The organism is Bartonella sp. AP21QHHD (genome assembly GCF_042196205.1).
GTDB lineage: Bacteria > Pseudomonadota > Alphaproteobacteria > Rhizobiales > Rhizobiaceae > Bartonella.
In genome coordinates this window covers 1-7,499 of record NZ_JBHIPT010000129.1, presented here as the reverse complement: position 1 = coordinate 7,499, position 7,499 = coordinate 1, and the positions used below count along the sequence as shown (strand labels likewise).

The 7,499-nt window shown below is 42.2% G+C and carries 8 protein-coding genes and 1 pseudogene; 7 read left to right on the top strand and 2 right to left on the bottom strand.

Annotated features, from left to right (window positions below; genetic code table 11):
* Together ACFIMC_RS10165 and ACFIMC_RS10160 are read left to right on the top strand one after the other, a co-directional pair.
* A partial coding sequence (locus ACFIMC_RS10165; protein ID WP_375680725.1) for a Bgr_08870 family protein occupies positions 1–1,057 on the top strand: 1,057 nt, incomplete at its 5' end.
* A 559-nt stretch (positions 1,058–1,616) separates the two neighbouring features.
* Positions 1,617–2,439: pseudogene (locus tag ACFIMC_RS10160) on the top strand (DNA adenine methylase).
* 97 nt (positions 2,440–2,536) lie between these two features.
* Here the strand turns inward: ACFIMC_RS10160 and ACFIMC_RS10155 are convergent.
* Together ACFIMC_RS10155 and ACFIMC_RS10150 are read right to left on the bottom strand one after the other, a co-directional pair.
* Positions 2,537–2,893, bottom strand: coding sequence for a type II toxin-antitoxin system HigA family antitoxin (locus ACFIMC_RS10155; RefSeq protein ID WP_156851753.1), 357 nt, complete (start codon positions 2,891–2,893; stop codon positions 2,537–2,539).
* Complete coding sequence (locus tag ACFIMC_RS10150) at positions 2,890–3,204, bottom strand: type II toxin-antitoxin system HigB family toxin (RefSeq protein WP_317993618.1); 315 nt, start codon at positions 3,202–3,204, stop codon at positions 2,890–2,892. Before ACFIMC_RS10150 ends, ACFIMC_RS10155 begins: the two co-directional genes overlap by 4 nt.
* Before the next feature lie 165 nt (positions 3,205–3,369).
* Between ACFIMC_RS10150 and ACFIMC_RS10145 the strand changes: the two genes are divergently transcribed.
* The 5 genes from ACFIMC_RS10145 to ACFIMC_RS10125 all read left to right on the top strand — a co-directional run.
* Positions 3,370–4,761 carry a phage tail sheath subtilisin-like domain-containing protein gene (locus tag ACFIMC_RS10145; RefSeq protein ID WP_375683798.1) on the top strand — a complete coding sequence of 464 codons (1,392 nt, stop codon included), beginning with the start codon at positions 3,370–3,372 and terminating at the stop codon, positions 4,759–4,761.
* Positions 4,761–5,267, top strand: coding sequence for a phage major tail tube protein (locus ACFIMC_RS10140; protein ID WP_375641068.1), 507 nt, complete (start codon positions 4,761–4,763; stop codon positions 5,265–5,267). The genes ACFIMC_RS10145 and ACFIMC_RS10140 overlap by 1 nt, the downstream gene beginning before the upstream one ends.
* Before the next feature lie 2 nt (positions 5,268–5,269).
* Positions 5,270–5,557, top strand: a complete 288-nt coding sequence (locus ACFIMC_RS10135; protein ID WP_375672169.1) for a phage tail assembly protein — start codon at positions 5,270–5,272, stop codon at positions 5,555–5,557.
* A 38-nt stretch (positions 5,558–5,595) separates the two neighbouring features.
* Entirely contained in the window at positions 5,596–5,667 is a 72-nt protein-coding gene (locus ACFIMC_RS10130; protein WP_375621809.1) for a GpE family phage tail protein, read from the top strand.
* A partial coding sequence (locus ACFIMC_RS10125; RefSeq protein ID WP_375680883.1) for a phage tail tape measure protein occupies positions 5,664–7,499 on the top strand: 1,836 nt, incomplete at its 3' end. The genes ACFIMC_RS10130 and ACFIMC_RS10125, both read left to right, overlap by 4 nt.

The following is a 7,499-nucleotide window of genomic DNA, read 5'->3' as shown; positions in this document are numbered from 1 at the left end:
ATCAAGCAATAATAACTTCACCTTTGGCAGTGCTGTATCTTTGCTTGGTTCTCATCAACATAAAACCGAAGATATTGTGGGACTTGATGATTTTAGAGCTAAGATCAACGAAGATCTCACAAGCTATGGTCGTTTAGCCAGCCCCAATGAATGGCAGAATTATAATAAATTTACCAGCAAAGTCACTATGAGTGGTGGCTTAGAACTGTTGGGAAACACATCATTGAATATTACCCATAATAACAAAATGATCACTAACTTAAGTACAAGCGGAAGCTCACTTAAAGGACCTTTGAGAGTCGATGGAGAACTTGTTTATACGAAATCAGAAATAGATATTCTCAAGCAGGAAATTAAAAACATCAAAAAAGATTTGATTAATAAACTCATTATTGCCGATGCTGAATTGCTTTATACGCAAGATGGGAAAATTGAATGGCCCAACTGGGTCACGGATAAAACCAAAGTCGAAATTACAGCCTGGGGTGGCGGCGGTAGTGGTGGTTGCTCTTGGTCTTATTGCTTAGGCGGCGGTGGAGGAGGTGGAGGTTGTTCCGTGTGGTACGGCTATAAAGCCAGTTTAAACGGGCATGAGGATATCATCATTGGTAAAGGAGGAACTTCTGTTGCAAAGCATGGTGCGACAGGAAATTCTGGAGGCACAACAACCGTTGGCAAAAATTTTATGACAGCTACAGGAGGAAAAGGTGGTGGAGGTGCTTATTATTCCAGCCCATCATCCCGTTACTCAGGTTCTGGTGGTACTGGAGGAGTTGGCGGGAACTTTGGTTGGGCAACAGATGGTCTCTTAGGACTTGCCAAAGGCGGAAATGGTTATGCTGGAACGAAAGGAATTGATGCAGAAATGAGTGGTAACGGAGGTGATGCTGGGGGCGATACATCAAGGGGTGGCGCTGGAGGAACGGGAGATGGTTACCATACTTCAGGAAAAGCAGGGCGTGGTTTTGGGGGTGGAGGTGCTGGTGCTAACGGGGATGGGCATTACAGCGGTGCTGGTGCTGATGGCGCTGTTCTTATAAGATTATGGAAAGAATAAATGGATGCACAAGTAACCAAGATATGACACAAGTCAAATGGATAGCTGTTGTATAAGCTGGCTTACATGTTTTTAAGTCCTTTTATCGCTCTTTCAAAGCCCTTTTAAAGGGCTTTTTGACTGACAGTGTCAGTCTTATGAGAGAGTGTAGATGATTGTTATGGTCTCTTCATTAATTTGGAGAGCAAGATGACAATAGAAGTGAATAGTCTCTGCTGCACTGTAGTGAAGTCATTCTTTATCTCTAGAGGGATGCCCCGAAATCATGGCTAATCCCCTCTTTTACTCCAAAAAATTTGTAAAGAGATCAACAGCTCTTGGCAAGCCGCTCTGATAACCTATCGCTATGAGAAATCAAGCAGATATATCACAGGAATTATCCTAGAAACTCCAAACCAAAGAAAGAAAGAAAAAATAGAGGCTGGGCTGGTAGTCCAGCCAACGGGAACAGTTTGAGAAACACCCGCCCGATGTAACACAACTTAACATCGCAGCCACTTCTTATCACTTGGAAACAGTGAGAAGATGGCTACTATAGATGAAAGAGTGTTAAAAAATGATGGATACACTTTGTAAAGAAAAATTAAAATCTATTGATCCTATAGAACCAGCTGCCGCTTATGTTGGTGGCAAAATCAAGTTGGCAAAAACCATTATCAAAATCATTGAAGGCATTCCCCATCGCACTTATGCCGAACCTTTTGTTGGCATGGGAGGAATATTCTTTAGGCGGAAATTGATTCCCTTATATGAAGTCATCAATGATCGCTCAGGCGATGTGGTGAATTTTTTTTCGGGTGTTGCAACGCCATTATCACCCTTTTATGGATCTGTTGGAGTTCCAGATTAGCAGCCGTGAGGCGTTTCAACGTTTTACGTTACAAGATCCAAAGACGCTTACGGATTTAGAGCGAGCTTTGCGGTTTTTATATCTACAGCGGTTGAGTTTTGGTGGGCAGGTGGCAAAGCGTACCTTTGGAGTTGATCCCCACCGTGGTGCACGGTTTAACTCTTTCAAACTTGAAGGGTTCTTAAAGCTTATTTACCGGCGTTTATCAGGTGTCACTATTGAACATTTAGATTGGTTTGATTTTATCAGGCGTTATGACCGGCCAACGACCTTGTTTTACCTTGATCCACCTTATTGGGGCGTTGAGAATTGCTATGGCAAGGATTTGTTTAAGCGAGAGGATTACCAGACGATGTCCACACTGTTTGCACAATTAAAGGGAAAGTTTGTTCTGTCTCTCAATGATGTGCCAGAAGTTCGAAAAACCTTCAGTCAATTTACCTTTAAAAAGGTAAACACGTTTTATTCGTGTAACGCCTCAAATAATGCGATTCCAGCTAAAGAGTTGATCATCTCAAATTGCGATTTCTAAAACGAGAAATAATACATATTAAAGGATCTTTAAATGATCTTTGACGACCTTTTGAAACCCCTTAAAAATCTTTCAAAAAAATAAATTAGTATAAAACCTAAGCTATCAGACTTTCTAGTGGAATATTGAACTGTTGGTGCAAGTTTTTAATCATGCGCAGTGTTAATTTTCTTTTACCACTCAAGATTTCATAAACACGATTTAAATGACCAATCGCAGGAACGAGATCTTTAGCACTTAAGTTCATTTGTTCCATTCTAAATTTAATAGCTTCAATCGGGTGAGGAGGAGAAACAGGATAGTGTTCTGCTTCATACGCTTCAATCAACAACACAAGAACCTCCATTTGATCAAATTCTGGAGTATTCTCTTTAGGTTGATTGTCAAACATTGCAGACACAATTTCTAAAGCTTCTTGATAATCTCTTTCAGTGCGAAGTGGTTTGATATTCATTTCTTAAATTCCTTTAGTTCTACAGTATTAGCATCAATTGCATCATACTGTTTGTGTGTCCCTATAAATTTTATATAAAGCCAACCTGCTGGATAAAAGATTGAAACAACTAAACGATAATCATTGCCTCTAATATTAAAAACAACACGATTATTCTTTAATATGCTTGCATTTTTATACTTCTCTTTAATGTCATGAGGAGAACGCCACTGCGCATTTTTAGCTTCATCTACCCATGCTTTTAACGGTTGTTCAGCATCAGGATATCGAGCCCAAAAAGTTTGAAGTGTGGAGATTTTAACAATTTTCATAAGTGTATCCTGATTTTTATCAATCTTAGTACCATTTTGGGACTAAGTCAAGATATTTATAAAAAGAAAGTGCTTGTTGAAAACAAACCTTTCTCAAGAGCGGCTTTTTACCTCTCATTTTTCCCATTCATTTTCATTCACCACTTATTTAAAGGAGCATAAAGTATGGCAACAGGTTTTCTACACGGTGTTGAAGTTGTCGAGGTTGACGACGGCACCAGACCCCTTCGCGCGGTACAATCGGCAGTTATCGGGATTGTTGGCACAGCACCTGATGCCGATGACCGAGCATTTCCCCTTAATACGCCAGTTTTGGTAACAGGCTCTCTTTCACAAGCAGCTAAACTGGATAAAACGGGTAAGCGTCAAGGTACCTTACCCAATGCCCTTGATCTTATTTTCAAGCAAGTGGGAGCTATTGTTGTTGTCGTGCGTGTGAACGAAGGTGACAATGAAAATGCAACACTCACCAATGTTCTAGGTGGTGTGAATGCAAATGGCGCTTATGAAGGCGTCCATGCTTTGATTGGAGCGGGGTCCATTGTGGGACAAACACCACGCATTCTCATCGCTCCAGGCTTTACACACAAACGCCCTATAAGTCTTAGCAAGATTGATGTGATAAACCAAGGAAGCGGTTACACTCAAGCAACCGTTAAAATTGCCGGCGGGGCAGAAGCAGAAGCAATCCTGAAAGATGGAAAAGTAACTTCTGTTGTCATTAAGGACAGTGGCTTTGATTATCAAACCGCCCCAAATGTGACGATTGAAGGGGATGGCACTGGAGCGACAGCCAAAGCCGAAATCAGTACAACCTCTAATCCTGTAGCAGCAGAACTCATTGGCATTGCAGAGCGTCTGCGTGCTATTGTGGTGCTTGATGCACCCAACACAACAGATGAAGCCGCTCTTAGCACAGCAAAGGATTTTGATTCAAAACGCGCCATTCTTATTGATCCGTTTGTAAAGGTGAATCGTGATGGAAAGATCATAGAACAGCCAGCAAGTGCAGCGGTTGCAGGTGTCATTGCTAAAACGGATTTTACCCATGGTTTTTGGCATTCCCCTTCAAACAAAGTGATCAATGGCATTGTTGGTATTGCACGCCCCATTGATTTTTCCATTGGTGATCGATCAAGCCGCGCCAACCTTCTTAACGAACAAAACATCACAACCATTATTCGTGAAAACGGCTATCGTCTTTGGGGTAATCGCACCCTTTCAAGCGATACAAAGTTTGCTTTCTTATCGGTGGTGAGAACCGCAGATATGATCAATGACGCCATTTTGCGCGGACATCTATGGGCTGTCGACCGCAATATCAAAAAGACCTACATGAATGATGTCAGTGAAAGCGTCAATGCCTATTTGCGTGATTTAAAAGCACAAGGCGCCATTCTTGGTGGGCGCTGTACGCCTGATCTAGAGCTTAATACAGCAAGCGCTATTGAAAGTGGAAAAGTCTATTTCAATGTGGAATTTACCCCCACAACACCCGCAGAACACATCACGTTCCGTTCACAAATCATCAATGATTACCTAGAGGAGATCTTTTAATGACCGTACCCGTATTACCAAGAGTTTTGAAGTATTTTAACATTTTTGTCGACGGTATTCCCTATCAAGCAAAATGTGAAAGTGTCACCCTACCGAATTTGAGTTTGGTCGTTGAAAGTTATCGCGGTGGTGGCATGGATAGCTCTATTGAAGTTGACCTTGGTCTTGAAACCCTCACACTTAGCATGACCATTTCTGATTGCTCTCCAGAATTGATGGCACTGTTGGGGCGCACAGATGTCGACATTTCATTACGAAGTTCAATGCAAGCGCAAGGCACACCCGCAGAAGGTGTTGTCATTACCATGAGAGGACTTTGCAAAGGCTTTGAAATGGCAGAATGGCAACCGGGCAGCAAAGCAACTTCTACGGCTACATTCACATTGCAGTATTTCAAATATGTCCAGAAGGACGTTGAAATCGTTGAGATAGACGTCCTCAACTTGGTGAGAAAATTCAATGGCGTCAATCAACTCGCAGACCATAAAAACAATATAGGATTATAAAAATGACCGTCCAAACAAGCATTACACATAAATTATTGATACCTGTTACTTTTGAAGGAAAAGAGCACACCACAATTACCTTACGGCGCCCCAAAACAAAAGATGTGCAAGCAATCGACAAAAAAGAAGGCGTAGAGCAAACAATTGCTATGATCGCACGTCTTTCTGAATGGCCGCATGAGGCTATCAGCGAACTCGACATCAATGATTTGTCAAGCATTGGAGAGATTTTGGAGTCTTTTATCAAACGGCGGGATACCTCGACTGGGAAACCGCCGCTAAACTCATAGCCGATATTGCCATTGTGTTCCATTGGTCCCTTTCAGACATGATGGAAATGGAACTACAAGAACTCATATTCTGGCGAAAACAAGCAGCAGAAAGGTGTAAAACAAAATGAGTGAAAAAGTTGCTGATGCAAAGGTGAAATTGTCTCTTGAAGATAAACTCACCGCGCCTCTTAAACGTGTACAAAAGAAATTCGATACACTTTCAAAAAAATTATCACATAGTTTGGGTATTGTGCGCTTTTCTGCTGCTGTACAAAACATGACAAAAAGTCTTCATGGTGTTCAAGGTGCTCTTAGCACAGCGGCAAGTCGTGCTTCTGTCTTTACCGGTGTCTTAGGACTTGCTGGTGGTGGTCTTGTGGCAAGTGTAGCCGCCCTCACCATGAAAACCATGCATCTGGGCGATAGTCTTTATCACGCATCACACCATTTAAATATGAGTGTTGCATCACTTCAATTATGGGGTGATGCAGCCGATAATTCAGGCACTTCTGCCGAACTTTTTCAACAATCCTTAGCGGTTTTAAATAGGCGTTCAGCACAAGCATATGCCGGACAAAAAAGAGGCATGATGGGCTTTGAAGCGCTTGGCATTTCTGTCAAAAACACTTCTGGAAAACTCAAATCCACTTCTGTCTTGTTAGAAGAAATTACCGACAAGATGAGTAAGATGAAAAGCCAAGCACAAAGGCAGCATATTGCCGCTCTGCTGTTTGGGGGCGATGGTAAAGAAATGGCGACCATGCTTGCACAAGGCATGGCACCCATTAAAGAACTGTTTGCAAAGGCGCGGAAAGGAAAATGGCTGATAGGTGCCGATGTGGCACGCTATGCAGCAGATTTGAGTGACAAGCTTGGTGCCTTTAAGAAAAAAATAGGCGGTATCGCGAGCTTTATTGGCGCGCGTTTCATGCCCGTGATCAATGACATGATTGACGGTTTTTCTCGCCTGATTGATGAAAACCGCGACCTCATTCAAACAACCGTTGCGAGCTGGGCGAAAACCTTAAGAAAAGTCTTTAATGATTTGCTTAATCCTACCTCTGATTTAAGAAAAGGTATCAGTGATCTCACAGAGAGGATTAAAGTATGGTTCCAATGGCTAGAACCTCTAATTGGTGAAATAACCCTCTTTAAGGTAGGACTTGTAGCACTTGGTTCCTTCATTTTTGGTCCACTCATTGCCGCATTAGCCGCAGCGGGAGCAGCGTTTGTCACGCTTGGCTATACTATAATGACCACACCTATCGGTTGGCTAATTGGGGGTATCGCGGTACTTGCCGCACTCTATAAATATTGGGATGAACTCAATGGCTGGGTAGCTGCATCTTTAGCCGCGGTTGGAGCAGTTCTTACCGGAGCATTCATTGCGGCAATGGTACCGGCAGCTTCTGCAGTTGCGGGTCTTGCACTATCTCTTGTAGCTTCACTCATTCCAGCAATAACTGCCGTTAGTTCTGCTTTTATATCGCTTGGTATCGCAATCATGACCACACCTATCGGCTGGATCGCTGGCGGCATTGCAGCCCTTGTTGGAGTTGGATATCTGCTCTACAAAAATTGGGATACGGTAGTAAGCTTCATAAGCAACTTGTGGAATTCTTTTGCGAGCTTATGTAGTAACGTTTTCAATAACCTCTTGACGCTCTTTAAAAACTTTTCACCACTTTCTTGGATTTCGAAAAAAATCAATGAACTCATTGAATGGCTGTTTGGTGTCGATTTAATGGAAATAGGCTCCAATCTTATTAATGGGCTTTGGGAGGGCATCAAAAGCAAATGGGATGATCTGTATAACGGTTTTGGCAATATGATGAAGAAATTAACCAGTTGGATGCCTAATTGGGTGAAAGAAAAGTTAGGGTTTAATGTTTCAATAGACAAGACTTCAACGCAGACCATTAAAACCTTTACCGAAGAAACCAATGCACGTGCAAAAAAA

Coding starts and splice junctions, on each gene's coding strand:
- ACFIMC_RS10155 (WP_156851753.1), bottom strand. CDS start 2,893: ATGAATATCAAACCACTTCGCACTGAAAGAGATTATCAAGAAGCTTTA.
- ACFIMC_RS10150 (WP_317993618.1), bottom strand. CDS start 3,204: ATGAAAATTGTTAAAATCTCCACACTTCAAACTTTTTGGGCTCGATAT.
- ACFIMC_RS10145 (WP_375683798.1), top strand. CDS start 3,370: ATGGCAACAGGTTTTCTACACGGTGTTGAAGTTGTCGAGGTTGACGAC.
- ACFIMC_RS10140 (WP_375641068.1), top strand. CDS start 4,761: ATGACCGTACCCGTATTACCAAGAGTTTTGAAGTATTTTAACATTTTT.
- ACFIMC_RS10135 (WP_375672169.1), top strand. CDS start 5,270: ATGACCGTCCAAACAAGCATTACACATAAATTATTGATACCTGTTACT.